The organism is Azospirillum argentinense, assembly GCF_000632475.1.
In the GTDB taxonomy this organism is placed as follows: Bacteria; Pseudomonadota; Alphaproteobacteria; order Azospirillales; family Azospirillaceae; genus Azospirillum; species Azospirillum baldaniorum.
Genome location: NZ_CP007794.1, coordinates 1,438,087 through 1,455,876, shown reverse-complemented (window position 1 = coordinate 1,455,876; position 17,790 = coordinate 1,438,087). Strand labels below are relative to the sequence as shown.

Here is a 17,790-nt window from a genome sequence, read left to right as displayed (position 1 = left end):
GGGGCGCTCAGACCAGATCCATCAGCTGGGTCCACAGCTGGTGCCGCTTGGCGACGTATTCCGGCGTGTCGCGCAGCGCCTCGCCCAGGCTGGCGCGCGGGCGCGGGATGTCGATGGGCACGATCTCGCGGATGCGGCCGGGGCGGGGCGACATGACCACCACCCGGTCGGCGAGGCAGACGGCCTCGTCCACGCTGTGGGTGACGAAGAGGATCGTCTTGCCCATGCGCTCGGTCAGGCCGAGCATCTCGTTCTGCAAAATCTCGCGGGTCAGCGCGTCGAGCGCGCCGAACGGCTCGTCGAGCAGCATGATCTCCGGCTCGATCGCCAGGGCGCGGGCGATGCCGACGCGCTGCTGCATGCCGCCGGAGAGCTGGTGCGGGAAGCGGTCGCCAAAGCCCTTCAGCCCGACGGTGGCGAGCACGCGCTCCGTCGTCTCACCGTGGCGGGCGGCGGGGATGCCCTTGGCCTCCAGCGCGAAGCCGATGTTCTGGGCGGCGGTCAGCCAGGGCAGCAGGCCGTATTGCTGGAAGACGAAGCCGCGGTCGTGGCCGGGGCCGGTGACCGGCTTGCCGTCGATGCGGATCTCGCCGCTGGTCGCTGTCTCCAATCCCTGGATGATGCGCAGCAGCGTGGTCTTGCCGCAGCCGCTGGGCCCGACGAAGGCGATGAACTCACCCTCCTCCACGTCCAGGTCGACGCCGTCGAGCGCCGTCATCGACGGCCCTCCGGACACCGGGAAACGCTTGGTCAGGTTGCGGACGGACAGCTTGGGCATGGGACGGCACCGGGTCTTGAAGCGGGACGGCGGGCGGAATGGGGCAAAGCGGGGGAGGGGGCCGGCGGTGCGACGCCGGCCCCGACGGGAGGATTACGGCTGCTTGTAGGTGCCGATCTCCGCCAGCACCTCCTGGACGATGCTGGTGTCCAGCACCTTCTCGGCCGGGTGGACGGCCTTCTGCAGGCCGCCTTCGACGTTCAGCTCCTGCATGTACTTGGCCTGATCGGCGGTGACGGTGCCGTTCGGGTTCCAGATGCCGCCGATCTTGTAGAACTCGTAGAATTCGGCGAGCTGCTCGTCGTTGTAGTCGAAGTGCTTCTTCGCGACGTCCAGCGCGCCCTTCTCGTTGTCGAAGATCCAGCGGGTCGCCTCCAGCTCCGCCTTGACGAAGCGCTTCAGCACGTCGCGCTTCTTGGCGATGGTCTGGTCGTTCACGTCCCAGGGGGTCATCACGTAGTTGGGCAGCTTCTTGGAGACGACGAACAGCACCTTGGCGTTCTTGTCGTGCGCGGCCTTCGGGTCGTAGTTGGAGACGGTCGCGTCGATGGTGCCGGTCAGGATGCCGTTGATGCGGGCCGAGGAGCCCTTCAGCGAGACCCACTGGACCGACTTGATCTGGTCCTCGCTCATGCCGGCCTGGCGCATCAGGGCGGTGATGACGACGTGCGGCAGCGAGCCGGGGGAGGAGATGCCGACCTTCTTGCCCGGCAGGTCGGTGACGTCCTTCACGCCCGACGCGGCGTTGGCGTAGAAGGCGTAGTGCAGGCCGGTGTGGACGCCGCCGATGGTCTTCAGCGTGCCGCCCTTGTCGGCCGCCGCCAGCGTCTCCGACATGCCGGCTTGGCTGATGTCCAGCTCCCCGGCGATCAGGGAGCGCACGGGGATGGAGCTGTCGGCGATGTGCACCAGCTCCACCGTCAGGCCGTTCTTCTCGTAGAAGCCCTGGTCCTGCGCGACGAACTCGACGAGGTTCAGGAACATCTTGGCCGGCATGCCGATCTTCAGCGCGTCGGCGGCGAGCGCGGCGGTGCTCATCGCCACGGAGAAGGCACCCGCCAGCAGGGCGGCCTTCAGCGAACGGGACATCATGCTCATGATCCCTCTTCCTTCCTCAATCCGGTGTGGTGTGGTGCGCGTGTGGTGCGGGGGAGGCGGGCCGGTCAGCGGCGGCGCCAGCGGCCGAAACGCTCTTCGACCTTTTGAACGAGAACCGTCAGCGCGTTGGCGAGCAGGGCCACCACCAGGACCGGGGCGAAGGCCTTGGCCGTCTCGAACGCGTTGGTGTAGTTGATGATCAGGCCGCCGAGGCCGGAGATGGAGGTCAGGAACTCCGCCACGATCATCGCGATGATGCCGCGGCCGAGCGCGATGCGCAGGCCGCTCGCCACGTAGGGCAGGGCGTAGGGCGCGATGATCTGGCGGTAGACCATGAATCGCGAGGCCATGAAGGCCTTGCCGATGTCCAGATAGTGCCGGTCGACGTTCTTCACGCCGGTGACCGTGTTGATGATCACCGGGAAGACCGCGAACAGGATGATGATGGTGATCTTGGCCAGGAAGCCGATGCCCACCCACAGCATCAGGATGGGGATCAGCGCGACCAGCGGCATGGCGTAGAGCGCGTTGATGTAGGGATCGAGGATCACCTCCACCGTGCGGTTCGTGCCCATCGCGAAGCCGACCACGATGCCGATGATGGAGGCGATGACGAAGCCCAGGACGAAGGTCGACATGCTGTCCAGCGTCGCCGAGAGCAGCTCGCCGTTCAGCAGCAGTTCCCAGGTCGCCACGGCGATGTCGCTGGGCACCGCGACCAGCAGCTTGTTCGCGTCGCGCGCCGCGAATTCCCAGACGGCGAGCAGCAGAACCAGCGTGCCGAGTTGCAGCAGCCGCTCGCGGCGCCTCTGCCGGTTGGGGTCGGACGCGGCCTCAGGCTCGCCGGCGCTTTTTGAAACGGCGCTCGCTTGTGCACTCCGCTGCACGCCTGCCTCCTGTGTGCGAGGTGATGGTATGGTGTGGTGGGTGTGGCGTTTGGCCCTCTGGGCCGCCGCCTTGGATCGTCGTTGATACGTATGCTAATCGAAGGTGGTAGTGTGGCGCAAGCAGATCGTCATACTGTCTGACAAGAAGAGAAATTTTATGTCAAATTTGCCGATAAATATTGTCCGCGTCGCCGCTCCCCTGCGCCAGCAGGTGATCGACTTGTTGCGCGCGGCCATCGCCGACGGGCGCTATTCGCCCGGCGACCGGCTGGTCGAGCGCGAACTGTGCGAGACGTTGCAGGTCAGCCGCCCGATCCTGCGGGAGGCGCTGCGCCAGCTTGAGGCGGAGGGGCTGGTCCACAACGTGCCCCAGCGCGGACTGGAGGTGGTGACCCTGACGGCGGAGGATGTCCGGCAGATTTATCAGGTGCGCGGGGCGCTGGAGAGCCTGGCGGCGGCGGAATTCATCGCCCAGGCCAGCCCGGAGCAGTGGGCGGTCCTGACCGACGCCATGGCGGCCTTCGAGGCGGCGGCGGCGGAAGGCGTGCCGTCGCGCATCCGCACGGCGAAAACGATGTTCTACGACACGCTGATCGCCGGCTGCGGCAACCCGACGATGGCGCAGATCCTCAAGGCGCTGCACAACCGCATCCAGCTGCTGCGCGGGGTGTCGCTGGCCGAGCCGGGGCGGCTGCCCAACACGATCCGCGAAATCCGCGAGATCTTCGAGGCGATGACCGCCCGCGACACGGTGCGCACGCGCCAGCTCTACGACGAGCACATCGCCAGCGCCGCCCGCGTCACCATGCAGGCTTTAGCTGCGGGACGATAATGCCTGGGCGATAAGGGCGGTCAGGCGCCGCCGATGCCCTCGGTGAAGGTCTCGCCGGTCCTGGGGTCGATGTCCTCGCCGGTTCCCGGCGTGCCGGGCGCGGCCTCGTCACGGTCGCTGGCCGGCTTTTGGCTGTCGGGATCGTAGCTGCGCGGGGGATGGACGGTGGTGTCGTCCGGCTTCTTCGGGTCGCTCATGGGCCACCTCTGCGAAAGGGATTGCAACCTTCCCGTCAACAAGGGCGGGGGCGTATCCTCACGCGCATCGGCAACGCACCGACAGGGAAGGGACACGCCATGACGACCGCCAAGAACACCATTTGCCTCTGGTACGACAAGGATGCGGAGGCCGCGGCCCGCTTCTACGCCACGGTCTTTCCCGACAGTTCGGTGGGGGCCGTTCACCGCGCGCCCGCCGACTACCCGTCCGGCAAGGCGGGCGACGTGCTGACGGTTCAGTTCACGGTGGCCGGCATTCCCTGCCTCGGCCTCAACGGCGGGCCGACGTTCCAGCACAACGAGGCCTTCTCGTTCCAGATCGCCACGGACGATCAGGAGGAGACCGACCGCTATTGGAACGCCATCGTCGGCAACGGCGGGCAGGAAAGCGCCTGCGGCTGGTGCAAGGACCGCTGGGGCGTCTCCTGGCAGATCACGCCGCGCGTGCTGACCGAGGCGCTGGCGGCCGGCGGCGACGAAGCCGGGCGCGCCTTCGCGGCGATGATGGGCATGACGAAGATCGACGTCGCCGCGATCGAGGCCGCGCGGCGCGGCTGACGATCCCCGGAAGGCGGGCTCACCGGCCGGGGGCCGGCGCCTCCACGGCCTCCGCCGCGCCTTTCGCGGGAACGCGCAGCAGGCTGGTCAGGCCGCCCGCCAGGGTGAGGGCGGCGGCCACGGCGAGGCCGAGGCGCGGCGCCGTCTCCGGGCCGGACAGTAGGGTGAACAGCACGGTCATCAGCACCGCGCCGGCGGTCTGCCCGACCAGACGTGCGGTGCCCTGCATCCCTCCGGCGGCGCCGCTGCGCGTCTTGGGCACGGTCAGCAGCATGTTGCGGTTGTTGGGCGTCTGGAACAGCCCAAAGCCGAAACCGCACATCACCATGAAGGCCAGCAGCGGCCGGGCGTCCTGCGCGAGCGGCCAGACCGCCGCCAGGGCGAGACCGGCAGCGAGGAGCAGGCCGCCCGCGGCGCACAGCCAGCCCGTCCCCACGCGGTCGGACAGCCGGCCGGCGATGGGTGCGGCGACGGCGGTCGCCAGTGGCCACGGCACCAGGAACAGCCCCGCCGTGACGATGCCCTGGCCGAGCCCGTGCTGCAGGTAGAAGGGCAGGGCCACGGCGGCGGCCATCTGGCCGGTGAAGCAGAGGACGGAGGCGACCACCGACAGGCGGAAGGAGCGCACCCGCAACAGGTCGAGCGGCACCAGCGGGGCCTCGCGGTCCTTTTCGCGCCGGACCAGTCCGGCAAGGCAGAGCGCGGCGGCCAGCAGCAGCGCGCCGCCGCGCAGGGGCTGCGCCGCAACGATCTCGGCCCCCATCACCAGGGCGGCGAAGAATCCGGCGTTGAGGGCGACGCTGGCGGGATCGAGGCGGCGCTTGCTTCCCGCGACGGCGGGCAGCGCGCGGGCGGTCGCCAGAACCACGATCCCGACCGGGATGTTGACCGCGAACAGGAACGGCCAGGGGGCGATGGCGAGGATGCCCGCCCCGATCGTCGGTCCCGCCGCCGAGGCCAGCGCGATGGCCAGGGCGTTCCAGCCGATGGCGGCGCCGAGCAGCCGCTGCGGATAGACGAAGCGCAGCAGCGCGACGCCCAGCGCCATCACCGCCGCGCCGCCGAGCCCCTGCACGAAGCGCGCGGCGATCAGCCAGGGCAGCGTCGGCGCCAGGGCACAGCCGGCGGAGGCCGCGGTGAACAGCAGCACCCCGCCGGTGAACACCCGGCGGTGCCCGAGACTCTCGCCGAGGGCGCCGACGGGCAGGAGCGCGATCACCAGGGCCAGCTGGTAGGCTGTGATGATCCAGACGGTGTCGGCGGGCGGAACCCCGAGGGTGCCGGCGACGGTCGGCAAGGCGATGTTGGCGATGGCGCCGTCGAGCACAACGAGCACGATCGCGGCGATGACGGACGCGGCGGCCACGGCGCGGCGGGGCATGGGCAGCCCGTCGGGATGCGGGGAATCCGGCGTTCGGGCGAGGGTGGAACGGGGCATCGGCGTCTCCAACAGGGGTTGGATCAATGTCGCTCTCCGCTTGGCATGGCGGAAGACGCCGCCTGTACAGGTTATTCCTGCATGGGGCGCCATGTGTTAACTTCGGGCTCCATGGCCGATCCCGATCTCAACCTGCTCATTGCCCTCGACGCGCTGTTGTCGGAGGGCAGCGTCGTCAAGGCGGCGCGGCGGCTCGGCCTCAGCGAGTCCGCGATGAGCCGCACCCTGGCGCGCCTGCGCGAGGTCACCGGGGACCCGCTGCTCGTCCGGGCCGGGCGCGGCCTCGTCCCGACGCCGCGGGCCATCCAGTTGCGGGAGCGGGTGCCCGGCCTCGCCGAGGAGGTCCGCGCGGTGCTGCGCCCGGCGGAGGCCATCGACATCGCCCGGCTGGAGCGCGGCTTCACCCTGCGCGCCAGCGAGAGCTTTATCGAGGTCTACGCCGCCCGGCTGGTCGGCCGCGTCGCCGCCGAAGCCCCCGGCGTCCTGCTGCGCTTCGCGCCGCGGGGCAACCGCGACGCGCAGGCGTTGCGCGACGGTCTGATCGACCTCGACATCGGGGTGCATTCGGAAACCACGCCGGAGCTGAAGGTGCAGAGCCTGCTCCGCGACCGGCTGGTCGCCGCCGTGCGGGAGGGCCATCCGCTGACCCGGCGGGCGACGGTGACGCCGGAACAGTACGCCGCCTGCGGCCATGTGCTGACCTCGCGCCGCGGGTTGGTGCGGGACCGGGTGGACGAGGCGCTGGCCGCCCTGGGCCTCGTGCGCAAGGTGGTGGCGGTGGTGCCGAGCTTCCCGGCGGCCCTGGCGATCGTCCGCGCCTCCGACCTGACCGCGCTGGTGTCCGAACGCCAGCTCGCCGCCGGGGTGGCCGGGGTGCGCACCCTGCCGCTTCCCGCCGGTCTGGCGACCGTCTTGGACGAGGTCGTGGTGACGCAGATGTGGCACCCCCGGCAGGACGCCGACCCGGCCCACCGCTGGCTGCGCGGGCGGATTCTCGCGGCCTGCCGCGAGCCGGATTGACCCGCAACGCACGCTTGGCGGAGCGGAAGCGGCGCAACAACCTCCCCCTCCCGGCATTGATAAGGTCGGATCGACTTCGACGGCTGGGACGCAATGACCGGATTCCGACGTGCGCTCGCGGGCTTGCTCCTCGGCGCCCTTCTCGCCCTGCCGGGCGCGCCGCTCCGGGCGGCGCCGGTGCCGAAGGACGTGCTGGTCGTCGGCCAGATCGCCGAACCGGCGTCGCTGGACCCGGCGGTCAGCACCGCCACCAACGATTTCCGCATCCTGGTGAACCTGTATGAGGGGCTGGTCCGCTACCGCCCCGGAACCCTGGATGTCGAGCCCGCGCTGGCCGAGCGCTGGACCGTCTCCGACGACGGGCTGACCTACCGCTTTGCGCTGCGGCCAGGCGTCACCTTCCACGACGGCACGCCCTGCGACGCCCAGGCGGTGAAGTTCAACTTCGACCGCATGCTGGACAGGACGCATCCCGCCGCCGACACCGGCCCCTTCCCGCTGGCCTTCTTCTTCGCGGCCATCGACCGGGTCGAGGCGCCGGACCCGTTCACCGTCCGCATCACGCTGAAGGAGCCCTTCGCGCCCTTCCTCTCGAACCTCGCCTACCCGACCGGCCTGATCGTCTCGCCCGCCGCCGTGATGAGGGAAGGCCGGGAGTTCGGCCGGCGGCCGGTCGGCACCGGCCCCTTCCGCTTCGTCGACTGGCAGGGCAGCCGGCGCCTGACCATCGAGCGCAACCCGGACTACTGGGGCACGCCGGCCAAGCTGCGCACGATTATCTTCCGCCCGGTGAGCGACCCGAACACCCGCGCGATGGAGATGCTGGCCGGCGGTCTGGACGTGATGGTGGAGGTGCCGGCGGACGCGCTGTCCCAGTTCCGGGACGGCGACGGCTTCCGGGTGCACGAGCAGGCCGGCCCGCATCTCTGGTTCCTGATCCTGAACACCCGACACGGGCCGCTGAAGGACCGGCGCGTCCGGCAGGCGGTGAATTACGCCATCGACAAGGGGGCCATCGCCGACAGCATTTTGCAGGGCACGGCGATCCCGGCCAAGGGACCCACCGCGCCCGCCTTCGATTGGGCCACCGACCCCGCGGCTGCGGGCTACCCCTACGACCCGGCCAAGGCGCGGGCGCTGCTGAGGGAGGCCGGGGCGGAGGGAGCGAAGCTCACCTTCTATGTCGCGGAGGGCGGGTCCGGCATGCTCGACCCCGTCGCCATGGGGACGGCGATCCAGGCGAACCTCGCCGCCGTGGGGCTGGCCGTCACCATCGAAACCTACGAGTGGAACAGCTTCCTGGCGCGGGTGAACGGCGGGCTGGGTGAGGCGGCGGACATGGCCGAGATGGCCTGGATGACCAACGATCCCGACACTCTGCCGTACCTGACCCTGCGGTCCGGCGCCCTGCCGGAGGCGGGCGGATTCAACTCCGGCTACTACGCGAACCCGGAGCTTGACCGCCTCTTGGAACAAGCGCGGCGCAGCGGCGACCGGGCCGAGCGGGGCGCGCTCTACCGACAGGCCGAGCGGATCATCGTGGACGACGCGCCCTGGGCCTTCGTGGCGCACTGGAAGCAGAACGCCGTCACCACCGCGGCGGTGCGCGGCTTCGCGCTGGAGCCGTCCTTCTTCCTGCTGCTCGACCGCGTGTCGAAGGACTGAGGGGGCGCCCGTGGGGTCTTACATCCTCGGCCGCCTCGCGGCGCTCGTCCCCGTGCTGTTCGGGCTTAGCGTGATCGTCTTCCTGATCATGGCGCTGATTCCCGGCGACCCGGCGACCGCGATCCTTGGCCCCTACGCGACACCGGAGAACGTGGCGCGGCTCCGTCAGGACCTCGGTCTCGACCACAGCCTGCCGGTGCGCTACGCGACGTGGCTGGGCAACGTGATGACGGGCGATCTCGGCCGTTCCTCCAGCCTCAACCGGCCGGTCCTCGACGAGGTGACGGAGCGCTTCGCCGCCACGCTGGTGCTGGCCGGTGCCGCGCTGGTGCTGGCGTCGGTGCTCGGGCTGCTGGCCGGCATCCTGTCCGCGGTGCGGCAGTTCGGCCTCGCCGACAAGCTGGTGACTCTGGCCGTGCTGGTGGGGATCTCCATGCCGACCTTCTGGCTCGGCCTGCTGCTGATCCTGGTCTTCGCCGTCCGCTGGCAGCTTCTGCCGGTGAGCGGCATGCTCTCCATCTACGGCGGCGGCGACCTGCCGGACCTGCTCTTGCATCTGGCGCTGCCCGCCGCGACGCTGGCCATCGTCGCCGCCGGGGTGATCGCCCGGCTGACGCGCTCGGCCATGCTGGAGGTGCTGCGCCAGGACTTCGTCCGCACCGCCCGCGCCAAGGGGCTGACGGAGCGTCGCGTGGTGTTCGGTCACGCGCTGCGGGCCGCCATGGTGACGGTGATCCCGGTGATCGGCATCCAGGCCGGCTTCGTCCTGGGCGGGGCGGTCTACATCGAGACGGTGTTCCAGTGGCCGGGCATCGGCCGCATGCTGGTCAACGCCATCGCGACGCGCGACGTGCTGCTGGTCCAGGGCGGCGTTCTGGTGGTCGCGGCCAGCTACGTGCTGTTCAACCTGCTGGCCGACATCCTGCAACGCCTGCTCGACCCGAGGATCGCGCCATGAGGGGCGGCTTGGCTCTCTTGCGCCGCGTGATGCGCAACCGGCTGGCGGCGCTGGGGCTCGTGCTGCTGGGGCTGATCGTCCTGGTCGTGCTCGCCGCGCCCGTCCTGCCGCTGGCCGACCCGGACGCCATCGATCCCGCCCGGCGCCTGCTGCCGCCCTTCAGCGCCCGGGCGTGGCTCGGCACCGACACGCTGGGGCGCGACGTGCTGGCCCGGCTGGTCTGGGGGACGCGGCTGAGCCTGGGGGTCGGCGTCGCGGCCTCCCTCCTCGCCGCGCTGATCGGGTCGGCCATCGGCCTCGTCGCCGGCTACGCGGGCGGGCGGACCGACGGCGTGCTGATGCGCGGCATCGACGTGCTGATGGCCTTCCCCTATCTGCTGCTGGCGCTCGCCATCGTGGCGGCGCTGGGGCCGGGGCTGCTCAACGCCCTGTACGCCGTGGTGGTCGCCAACATTCCCTTCTTCGCGCGCAACGTCCGCGGCGCCACCGCCGGCCTGCGCCGCCGGGAGTTCGTCGACGCGGCACGCCTGTCCGGCATGGGCGAGGCGCGCATCCTGCTGGGCGAGGTGCTGCCCAACGTCCTGCCGGTGATCGTCATCACCGCCTCGACCACCGTGGGCTGGATGATCCTGGAGACCGCCGGCCTGTCCTTCCTGGGGCTGGGGTCGCAGCCGCCGCAGGCCGATCTCGGCTCGATGCTGAGCGAGGGGCGCAAGGCGCTGATCACCGCACCGCACGTCGCGGCGGTGCCGGGGCTGGTCGTCTTCCTGATCGTGATGAGCATGAACCTGATCGGCGACGGGCTGCGCGACGCGCTCGACCCGCGCCTGCGCTCCGGCATTCCCGGCGCGCCGGGCGCCGCCACGCGGGTGGCGCGGACCGCCGGGGGCGGTGGGAACGCAGCGCCGGCCCCCGGCACGCTGCTGCAGGTCACCGGCCTGCGCACGGCCTTCGACACGGCGGGCAATCGGGCGGACGGGCCAGTGGACGCGGTGAAGGGCGTCGACCTGCACGTCGCCCCCGGCGAATGCCTGGGCATCATCGGCGAGTCCGGGTCCGGCAAATCGGTCACGGCGCTGTCCATTGCGCGCCTCGTCGCCTCGCCGCCGGGGGTGGTGCGCGGCGGCGCGGTGCGGTTCGGCGGGGACGATCTGCTGGCCCTGCCGGTCGGGGCGTTGCAACGGCTGCGCGGCGGGCGGATCGCCTACGTCTTCCAGGACCCGCTGACGACCCTCCACCCGCTGATGCCGGTCGGCGCGCAGGTGGCCGAGGCGCTGCGCGCGCATCGCCCGGTGCCGCGGGCCGAAGCCGACCGGCGGGTGGTGGAGCTGTTCGCCGCGGTGAAGCTGCCCGACCCCGCCACCCTCGTCCACGCCTACCCGCACGAGCTGTCGGGCGGGCAGCGCCAGCGGGTCGGCATCGCCATGGCGCTGGCCAACGACCCGGAGCTGATCATCGCCGACGAGCCGACAACCGCGCTCGACGTCACCGTCCAGGCCGAGATCCTGGACCTGCTGGACGACCTGCGCCGGCGGCGCGGCCTTGCCGTCGTCTTCATAAGCCACGATTTCGGAGTCATCGCCCGCCTCTGCGACCGGGTGGCCGTGATGCTCCAGGGGCAAATCGTCGAGGAGGGCGACACCCGCAGCGTTCTCACCCGGCCGCGGCACGCCTACACCCGGCGTCTGCTCGCCGCCGTGCCGGCGCTCGGGCGGTCACGGCGCCCGGAAACACCGCCGCGGGGGGCGTCGTCGGCGGGCTGTGCGGTCGAGGTCCGCGATCTGGTCAAGACCTACGCGGCGCGCCGGTCGCTGTTCGGGCGGTCGCGCCCGGCGGTCATGGCCTTGAAAGCCGTGTCGCTGCGGGTCGCCTCCGGGGAAACGCTGGGGATCGTCGGGGAGTCGGGCAGCGGCAAGTCGACGCTCGCCCGCAGTCTCGTCGGGCTGAGCCGTCCGACCGGCGGGACCGTCCTGCTCGACGGCCGCCCCCTCGCCGAGCTGGCCGCCGGAGGTCCGCGGGCGCTGGGCCGGACGGTGCAGTATGTCTTCCAGGACCCGCTGTCCTCGCTCAACCCGCGCAAGACGATCCGGCGGACCCTGATGGCGCCATTGCGTTTCCTGGCTGGTGTGCCCGCCGGGGCGCGGGAGGAGCGGCTGGCCGAGCTGATGCGGTCGGTCGACCTCGACCCCGCCATCCTGGACCGCTACCCGCACGAGCTGTCGGGCGGGCAGGCGCAGCGCGTCGCCATCGCGCGGGCGCTCGCCGCCGGGGCGAAGATCATCGTGCTCGACGAGGCGGTGTCCGCCCTCGACGTGTCGGTGCAGGCGCAGGTGCTGCGCCTCCTGGCGGCGCTGAAGGAGCGGCACGGGCTGACCTACCTGTTCATCAGCCACGATCTCGCCGTGGTCGAAGCCATCGCCGACCGGGTCGTGGTGATGGCCGCCGGCGCCATCGTCGAGGAGGGGCCGGGCGACCGTCTGTTCGCCGCCCCGGAGCATCCCTACACACGCCGGCTGGTCGCCGCCGTGCCGTCGCTTCCGTCCTGATGGAGCGGTGGGCCTGCGCCGTGATGTTTGAAAAGGGGAGGAGAACAGGGCGCGCTTTGTGCGGCGGCGCAAAGGGTGTCGCCACGCGGTGCGCGCGGCCGGCAGACCCTTGAAGTCACGAGTTCTGAGAGGAAAGTTGGTTGGGGGACTAGGATTCGAACCTAGGTAGCCAGAGTCAGAGTCTGGAGTCCTACCGCTAGACGATCCCCCAATGGTGGTCCCGACTGGGATTGAACCAGTGACCCCTACGATGTCAACGTAGTGCTCTCCCGCTGAGCTACAGGACCAAACCGCGAGATACCGAACCGAACTTAACCTAACCACAAGAAAGTGGCGCGAGTGACGGGACTTGAACCCGCGGCCTCCGGCGTGACAGGCCGGCGCTCTAACCAACTGAGCTACACCCGCGTCGTTGGCGACCTTCTAAAGAACAAAGACCGCCGAAGCAAGCACTAAATTCAACCTTGCTCTACTTACTCAAGTCAACCAACCAACCACCGAAGAAGTTGGTGGAGCCGAGGGGGATCGAACCCCTGACCTCCTCATTGCGAACGAGGCGCTCTCCCATCTGAGCTACGGCCCCATGGTGCTGCCAGAGAGGATTGAACTCTCGACCTCTCCCTTACCAAGGGAGTGCTCTACCACTGAGCTACGGCAGCGTCCGGCGGGAGCGGGTGAATAGCAATCCAGGCGGCCCCCTGTCAAAGGGAAAAATATCGAAGGGGGCATTTCTTTCTTTTCACCCCGGCGAGGGCCGCAGGCGGCGCTTGCATCCCGCCGCTTCCGCGGGGCATCTGTGCCCCATTCCGACCATGCCCGACCGACAGGTTTTCCCCGTGGATGAGGTTCTGACCGAGGCGCGCCGCCTGATCGCGGCGCGGCATTACCGGCAGGCGGTGCGCCTGCTGCGGGACACCGCGCCGGAGTCCGGCGGCTCCGCCGAGCGCGACCGGGCCGAACGTGACCGGCTGACCGGCATGGCCGCTCTCGGCCGGCGCGACGCCGTGGCCGCTACCGCCGCGCTGCGCCGCGCCCTGGCGCGCACGCCGGAGCATGCGGAGACCCTTCACCATCTGGCCCAAGCCGTGCTGGCCGGCGGGGACCGCCTGCAAGCGGTGCGCTGGCTGGAGCGGGTCGCGGCGGTCGATCCCGCCTTTCCCGGCCTCCGCGAGGCGCTGGCCGGCGCCTACCGCCGCGACGCCCTCTATGAGCAGGCGCTGCGGGTGACCGGGGAAGCGCTGGCCGCCGGGAATCGGTCGGCGGACATTCTCTACGAGCGGGCGGTCAGCCTCGCCCATCTCGGCGACGCCGCGGGCGCGCTGGCCGTCTTCGACGAGCGGCTGGCCGATGATCCGGAGCACGCCGCCGCGTGGTTCGGCAGCCACGCCGCAGCGCTGGGTCTGAACGGGGTGGAGGACGCGCTGCGCCGCCTGCGCCGGGCCGCGGACTGTCCGGGGGCGGCGGGCAAATACTGGGGCTTCCTGTGCGCCTACCTGCTGCTGCTGGGCCGCGACGCGGACGCCGGGGCGCTGTATGGCGAGAAGCTGGCCGGTCAGCCGAAGCGTCTGCCGCTGGTGGAGGCGGTGACGGCGATTTGCCCGCACCTCGCCTCGGACGTGCGACTGTTCGGCGTGGGGGCGGAGCTGCTGCGCTTCGCGCTGGAGCGGGCGGAGGTTCCCGGTCTGGTGCTGGAGTTCGGCGTGCGCCGCGGCACCTCGCTGAACCAGATCGCCGCGGTGGCCGGGCAGACCGTGCACGGCTTCGATTCGTTCGAAGGGCTGCCGGAGGGCTGGGTGAACGCGCCGCGCGGCGTGCTCAGCACGGGAAAGAGCCTGCCGCCGGTGCGCGACAACGCGGTGCTGCACGAGGGCTGGTTCGAGGACACGCTGCCGCCCTTCCTGGCGGCCCACGGCGGCGCGGTGCGCTTCGTCAATGTGGACAGCGACATCTACTCGTCGGCGCGGACGGTGCTGACCGCCCTGGCGCAGCGCTTCCGGGCGGGGACGGTGCTGGTCTTCGACGAGTTCATCGGGAACCGGACGTGGCGCGAGGACGAGTACCGCGCCTTCATGGAATACGTGGCCGAGTCCGGTGCGGCCTGGGAGATCATCGCCGTCAGCCCGCACACCAAGCAGGTGGCGATCCGGCTTCTGGCAATTCCCGCGTCGTAACGGGGCTTCCGTCCCGGCCGTCGTTCCCGAGCAGGGGTAGGAACGACGGCCGGGACGGAAGCGTGCCCGGATGTTAGGAAACGATGCGCCAGCTGCCGTCCGGCTGCTGGCAGGCGGTGCCGTTGGCCCGCTCGGCCTTGCCGCCGACATAGACGGTCTGCTGGTACTCGCGGCAGTAGTTGCCGGAGTTGTCGCGGCCGTCGCGGATCGGGGTGATGGTGCCGCGGTTGCCCGATTCCGGGTTGTTCCACTGGATGGTCGAGCCCATCGGCGCGGCATAGGCCTGGGTGGCGGCGCGCTGGGCGTAGCCTTCGTCCGCGCGGTCGAGCGACTGGCCAAGCTCGCTGCCGAGATAGGCGCCGAGCAGCGTGCCCACACCGGTGGTGATGAGCTTGCCGGTGCCGCCGCCGAACTGCGAGCCGATCACGCCGCCGGCCGCCGCGCCGCCGAGCGCGCCGACCGTCTGCTTGGTCCCGATGCCGCTGCCGCCGCTCTGGCAGGCGGCGAGCGACAGGGCGACGAAGGCGGTTACAGCGATCTTCTTCATGGGGTCTCTGCCTCTTGGTTCCGTATAAGCCATCAACACGTAAGGCTTCGCTTTAATCCGGGGGAGCCTGCGCTTTGGTGCGTATGACTCCCGTTCAACCGCCTCTCCCGTCATAGGCGGTGGCGGATAGAAGCACGGACCCGGTGGCCCTCGCCTGTTATCAAAATGGCGCACAAATGTCCGGCCGGCCCCGCCATGCTCGCGGCCGTTGAGCATAAGAGCGAGGGAACCATCCAATGGCTTCGACCACCACGGGCAAGACCGACGCCAAGATTGTCGTGAGTGCCTATGGGCAGTCCGCCGGAGGCATCTGGCCGCATTTCCGCCTGTTGATCGACGGCGTCGAGGTGGGCCAGGCAACCGTCAACGCCACCAGCCCGACCGCCTACAGCTTCACGGTGCCGGTCACCGCGGCGCAGGCGCACAAGGTGCAGATCCAATACGACAACGACGCGATGGTGAACGGCCAGGACCGCTCGCTGATCGTCAGCGGGGTCTCCATCAACGGCAAGACCCACAAGCCGACCGACGCCAACGTCACCTACGACAAGGGCGCGCTCGACGGGAAGGACGTGGTCAAGGGCCAGTCCGGGATGTGGTGGAACGGCACGCTGGTGGTCGACACCCCGGCCGCCGACTTCCCCGCCCCGGCGGCGCCGGTCGCCGGAAGCTCGACCTTCGTGGTGAACGCGCAGGGCATCGCGGCGGGCGGCACCAACGCGCATTTCAACCTGTTGGTCGACGGCAAGAAGGTGGGGGAGGGCACGGTCGGCACCGCGGCCAAGGACTACAGCTTCACCGCCAACGTGGCGCCGGATCAGGCGCACAAGGTGCAGATCCAGTATGACAACGACGCCGTGGTGAACGGCCAGGACCGCTCGCTGATCGTCAACAAGGTCACCATCAACGGCAAGTCCGTCTCCGCCACCGACAGCATCGTCACCTACGACAAGGGTGCGCTCGACGGGAAGGATGTGGTCAAGGGCCAGTCCGGAATGTGGTGGAACGGCACGCTGGTGGTGGACGCCGACAAGAGCTTCTTCGCGACCGGCGGGTCCACGCCGGCCCCCACGCCCACCCCGACCCCGAATCCCACGCCGTCCCCCGCCCCGACCGGGCCGGCGTTCTTCGTGGCGACCAACGGCAACGACAAATGGTCGGGCAAGCTGGCCGCCCCCAACGCGGACGGCACCGACGGGCCGAAGGCGACGCTGACCGCCGCCCGCGACGCCATGCGCGCCGACCCGAACATCGACGTGACCTACGTCCGCGGCGGCGACTACTACATGAAGGACATGCTCTGGCTGGACGGCCAGGACAGCGGAGTCCGCTTCGCCGCCTACGGCAGCGAGAAGCCGGTCTTCCACGGCGGCTCGCTGGTTGACAACTGGGTGTCGCGCGGCAACGGCCTCTACAGCGCGCAGCTTCCCGGCGGGTCCAAGGCGGTGCTCGACCTGTCGATGGACGGCGACCGCCAGACGGTGGCCCGCACGCCCAACGCCGATCCCAGCCATCCCATCGACGGCGGCTGGTTGATCGCCACCAAGGCCGGGGCCAACGCCTACACCCAGTTCGGCTTCAAGGCCGGGGCGATCCCGACCTATTCGAGCACGGACGGGCTGATGGTCAGCGTCTTCAGCCAGCACGGCTACGACAACATGACCGTGCCGGTGAAGAGCATCGACTACGGCAGCAACACCATCACGCTGGCCCAGAACACCTACGACGCGCTCGGCGCCGGCAGCCGTTTCTACCTGTTCAACGGCAAGGACCAGCTCGACGCCCCGCGGGAGTGGTTCTTCGACAAGGCGTCCAACCAGGTGCTGTTCAAGCCGGAGGGCGGGGCGGTCGCCGGGCATAAGGTGGTCGCGGCGCAGCTTCCCGTGCTGATCGGGCTGGGCGGTGCGAAGAACGTGACGATCGAGGGGCTGACCCTGACCGACGGCGCGCCGGACGGCCACGCGGTCTACGCCAACAACGCCGCCGGGCTGACCTTCAAGAACAACACCGTCACCAACACCGGCTACGGCATCACGGTGGAGGGCAGCGCCAACAGTACCGTTTCCGGCAACCATTTCGCCGAGACCGGGCGCGAGGCCGTCTACGTCAAGGCGGGGTCCAACTTCACCAAGGTGTCGGACAACCTGATCCAGCACGCCAGCGCCGTCGACCACGGCGGCGACGCGCTGTGGGTGAACGGCAGCAACGACGTCACCATCACCCACAACCAGATCGAGGACACGCCGGGCAAGGCCATCGCGGTCGGCTCCGTCCAGGCCTCGGGCGACGCCACCTACCGGGCGACGATCACCTACAACAAGATCGTCGGCGCCAACCAGGAGACCAGCGACGGCGGCGGCATCTACCTGATCAACCGCCAGCAGGATCTCGCCGGGCACACGGTGGCCTACAACGAGGTGTCGGGCACCACCGCCTTCGGCAACGTGACCTGGGACGGTAAGGTCTCCCCCACCTTCCTCGACCCGACGAAGCTGGTGAGCTGGGGCATCTATCTGGACGACTGGACCAGCGGCACCACGGTGAAGGGCAACGTCGTCCACGACAACGTCGGCGGCATTTTCCTGCACGGCGGCTGGAACAACACGGTCACCGACAACATCCTGGCCGACAATCTGGGCACCCAGATCGGCCTGCAGCAGAGCGTCGGCTGGGGCGGCTGGAAGGGCACGCCGATGGCGAACAACACCATCACCCAGAACATCGTGGACGCCGGAGACGGCCGCGCGGTCAACATCGACGGGCCGAAGACGGCGGGGACCTTCACCGGCAACTTCTACGCCGACCTCAATCCGAACGAGGCGCTGTTCCAGGTCTGGCCGCAGGTGATGGCGAACGGCGCAACCGGCACGCTGGCGCAGTGGCAGGCCGCCGGCTACGACAAGGGGTCCTTCACCTTCGACCCGCAGTTCACCGACGCCGCGCACGACAACTTCGCGCCGGTGGCGGGCTCGGCGGTGTACCAGCACGGGTTCGATCCTCTGCCCTTCGACCAGATCGGCCTGCTGGGCTGAGGATCGCGACGAGCAAAGGGAACCTGCGGCGGGGCGGGAGCG

The 17,790-nt window shown here is 70.0% G+C and carries 14 protein-coding genes and 5 tRNA genes; 8 read left to right on the top strand and 11 right to left on the bottom strand.

The window, feature by feature from the left end; genetic code table 11:
- Nucleotides 1-7 precede the first annotated feature (7 nt).
- The 3 genes from ABAZ39_RS20710 to ABAZ39_RS20700 all read right to left on the bottom strand — a co-directional run bounded on the left by ABAZ39_RS20710 (nucleotide 8) and on the right by ABAZ39_RS20700 (nucleotide 2,763).
- Complete coding sequence (locus tag ABAZ39_RS20710; RefSeq protein WP_014197869.1) at nucleotides 8-778, bottom strand: ABC transporter ATP-binding protein; 771 nt, start codon at nucleotides 776-778, stop codon at nucleotides 8-10.
- A gap of 93 nt (nucleotides 779-871) precedes the next feature.
- On the bottom strand, nucleotides 872-1,876 hold the full coding sequence (locus tag ABAZ39_RS20705; protein WP_040134620.1) for an ABC transporter substrate-binding protein: 1,005 nt from the start codon (nucleotides 1,874-1,876) through the stop codon (nucleotides 872-874).
- A 65-nt stretch (nucleotides 1,877-1,941) separates the two neighbouring features.
- On the bottom strand, nucleotides 1,942-2,763 hold the full coding sequence (locus ABAZ39_RS20700; RefSeq protein WP_051658302.1) for an ABC transporter permease: 822 nt from the start codon (nucleotides 2,761-2,763) through the stop codon (nucleotides 1,942-1,944).
- Nucleotides 2,764-2,920: 157 nt separating this feature from the next.
- On the opposite strand from ABAZ39_RS20700, the gene ABAZ39_RS20695 reads away from it, so the two are divergent.
- Complete coding sequence (locus ABAZ39_RS20695; protein WP_040134619.1) at nucleotides 2,921-3,595, top strand: GntR family transcriptional regulator; 675 nt, start codon at nucleotides 2,921-2,923, stop codon at nucleotides 3,593-3,595.
- Between the two features lie 20 nt (nucleotides 3,596-3,615).
- Here the strand turns inward: ABAZ39_RS20695 and ABAZ39_RS36580 are convergent, their stop codons facing one another.
- The gene (locus tag ABAZ39_RS36580; protein ID WP_200885639.1) at nucleotides 3,616-3,792 is read right to left on the bottom strand and encodes a hypothetical protein; all 177 of its coding nucleotides are present in this window, start codon (nucleotides 3,790-3,792) and stop codon (nucleotides 3,616-3,618) included.
- 99 nt (nucleotides 3,793-3,891) lie between these two features.
- Between ABAZ39_RS36580 and ABAZ39_RS20690 the strand changes: the two genes are divergently transcribed.
- Complete coding sequence (locus ABAZ39_RS20690) at nucleotides 3,892-4,371, top strand: VOC family protein (protein WP_040134618.1); 480 nt, start codon at nucleotides 3,892-3,894, stop codon at nucleotides 4,369-4,371.
- Nucleotides 4,372-4,390: 19 nt separating this feature from the next.
- Here the strand turns inward: ABAZ39_RS20690 and ABAZ39_RS20685 are convergent, their stop codons facing one another.
- Nucleotides 4,391-5,809 carry an MFS transporter gene (locus ABAZ39_RS20685; protein ID WP_051658301.1) on the bottom strand — a complete coding sequence of 473 codons (1,419 nt, stop codon included), beginning with the start codon at nucleotides 5,807-5,809 and terminating at the stop codon, nucleotides 4,391-4,393.
- A 111-nt stretch (nucleotides 5,810-5,920) separates the two neighbouring features.
- On the opposite strand from ABAZ39_RS20685, the gene ABAZ39_RS20680 reads away from it, so the two are divergent.
- The 4 genes from ABAZ39_RS20680 (at nucleotide 5,921) to ABAZ39_RS20665 (ending at nucleotide 11,998) form a co-directional block, all read left to right on the top strand.
- Nucleotides 5,921-6,829, top strand: coding sequence for a LysR family transcriptional regulator (locus tag ABAZ39_RS20680; RefSeq protein WP_040134616.1), 909 nt, complete (start codon nucleotides 5,921-5,923; stop codon nucleotides 6,827-6,829).
- A gap of 93 nt (nucleotides 6,830-6,922) precedes the next feature.
- Nucleotides 6,923-8,494, top strand: a complete 1,572-nt coding sequence (locus tag ABAZ39_RS20675) for an ABC transporter substrate-binding protein (protein ID WP_051658300.1) — start codon at nucleotides 6,923-6,925, stop codon at nucleotides 8,492-8,494.
- A 10-nt stretch (nucleotides 8,495-8,504) separates the two neighbouring features.
- On the top strand, nucleotides 8,505-9,452 hold the full coding sequence (locus ABAZ39_RS20670; protein ID WP_040134615.1) for an ABC transporter permease: 948 nt from the start codon (nucleotides 8,505-8,507) through the stop codon (nucleotides 9,450-9,452).
- Nucleotides 9,449-11,998 (top strand): dipeptide ABC transporter ATP-binding protein, encoded by a 2,550-nt coding sequence (locus ABAZ39_RS20665; protein ID WP_081863185.1) that lies wholly within the window; start codon nucleotides 9,449-9,451, stop codon nucleotides 11,996-11,998. Before ABAZ39_RS20670 ends, ABAZ39_RS20665 begins: the two co-directional genes overlap by 4 nt.
- Before the next feature lie 137 nt (nucleotides 11,999-12,135).
- On the opposite strand, the gene ABAZ39_RS20660 is transcribed toward ABAZ39_RS20665, so the two are convergent.
- The 5 genes from ABAZ39_RS20660 to ABAZ39_RS20640 form a co-directional block, all read right to left on the bottom strand.
- A tRNA-Gln gene (locus ABAZ39_RS20660) sits at nucleotides 12,136-12,209 on the bottom strand.
- 1 nt (nucleotide 12,210) lies between these two features.
- Nucleotides 12,211-12,285 (bottom strand) — tRNA-Val (locus ABAZ39_RS20655).
- 44 nt (nucleotides 12,286-12,329) lie between these two features.
- Nucleotides 12,330-12,406: transfer RNA gene (locus ABAZ39_RS20650), tRNA-Asp, on the bottom strand.
- Between the two features lie 99 nt (nucleotides 12,407-12,505).
- A tRNA-Ala gene (locus tag ABAZ39_RS20645) sits at nucleotides 12,506-12,581 on the bottom strand.
- Between the two features lies 1 nt (nucleotide 12,582).
- Nucleotides 12,583-12,657, bottom strand: a tRNA-Thr gene (locus ABAZ39_RS20640).
- A gap of 177 nt (nucleotides 12,658-12,834) precedes the next feature.
- Here ABAZ39_RS20640 and ABAZ39_RS20635 point away from each other — a divergent pair.
- Nucleotides 12,835-14,169, top strand: coding sequence for a TylF/MycF/NovP-related O-methyltransferase (locus tag ABAZ39_RS20635; RefSeq protein ID WP_247881669.1), 1,335 nt, complete (start codon nucleotides 12,835-12,837; stop codon nucleotides 14,167-14,169).
- 73 nt (nucleotides 14,170-14,242) lie between these two features.
- Here the strand turns inward: ABAZ39_RS20635 and ABAZ39_RS20630 are convergent, their stop codons facing one another.
- Entirely contained in the window at nucleotides 14,243-14,716 is a 474-nt protein-coding gene (locus tag ABAZ39_RS20630) for an RT0821/Lpp0805 family surface protein (RefSeq protein ID WP_014197686.1), read from the bottom strand.
- 236 nt (nucleotides 14,717-14,952) lie between these two features.
- Here ABAZ39_RS20630 and ABAZ39_RS20625 point away from each other — a divergent pair, with 236 nt between their 5' ends.
- Nucleotides 14,953-17,748 carry a carbohydrate-binding domain-containing protein gene (locus ABAZ39_RS20625; protein ID WP_051658299.1) on the top strand — a complete coding sequence of 932 codons (2,796 nt, stop codon included), beginning with the start codon at nucleotides 14,953-14,955 and terminating at the stop codon, nucleotides 17,746-17,748.
- Nucleotides 17,749-17,790 lie beyond the last annotated feature (42 nt).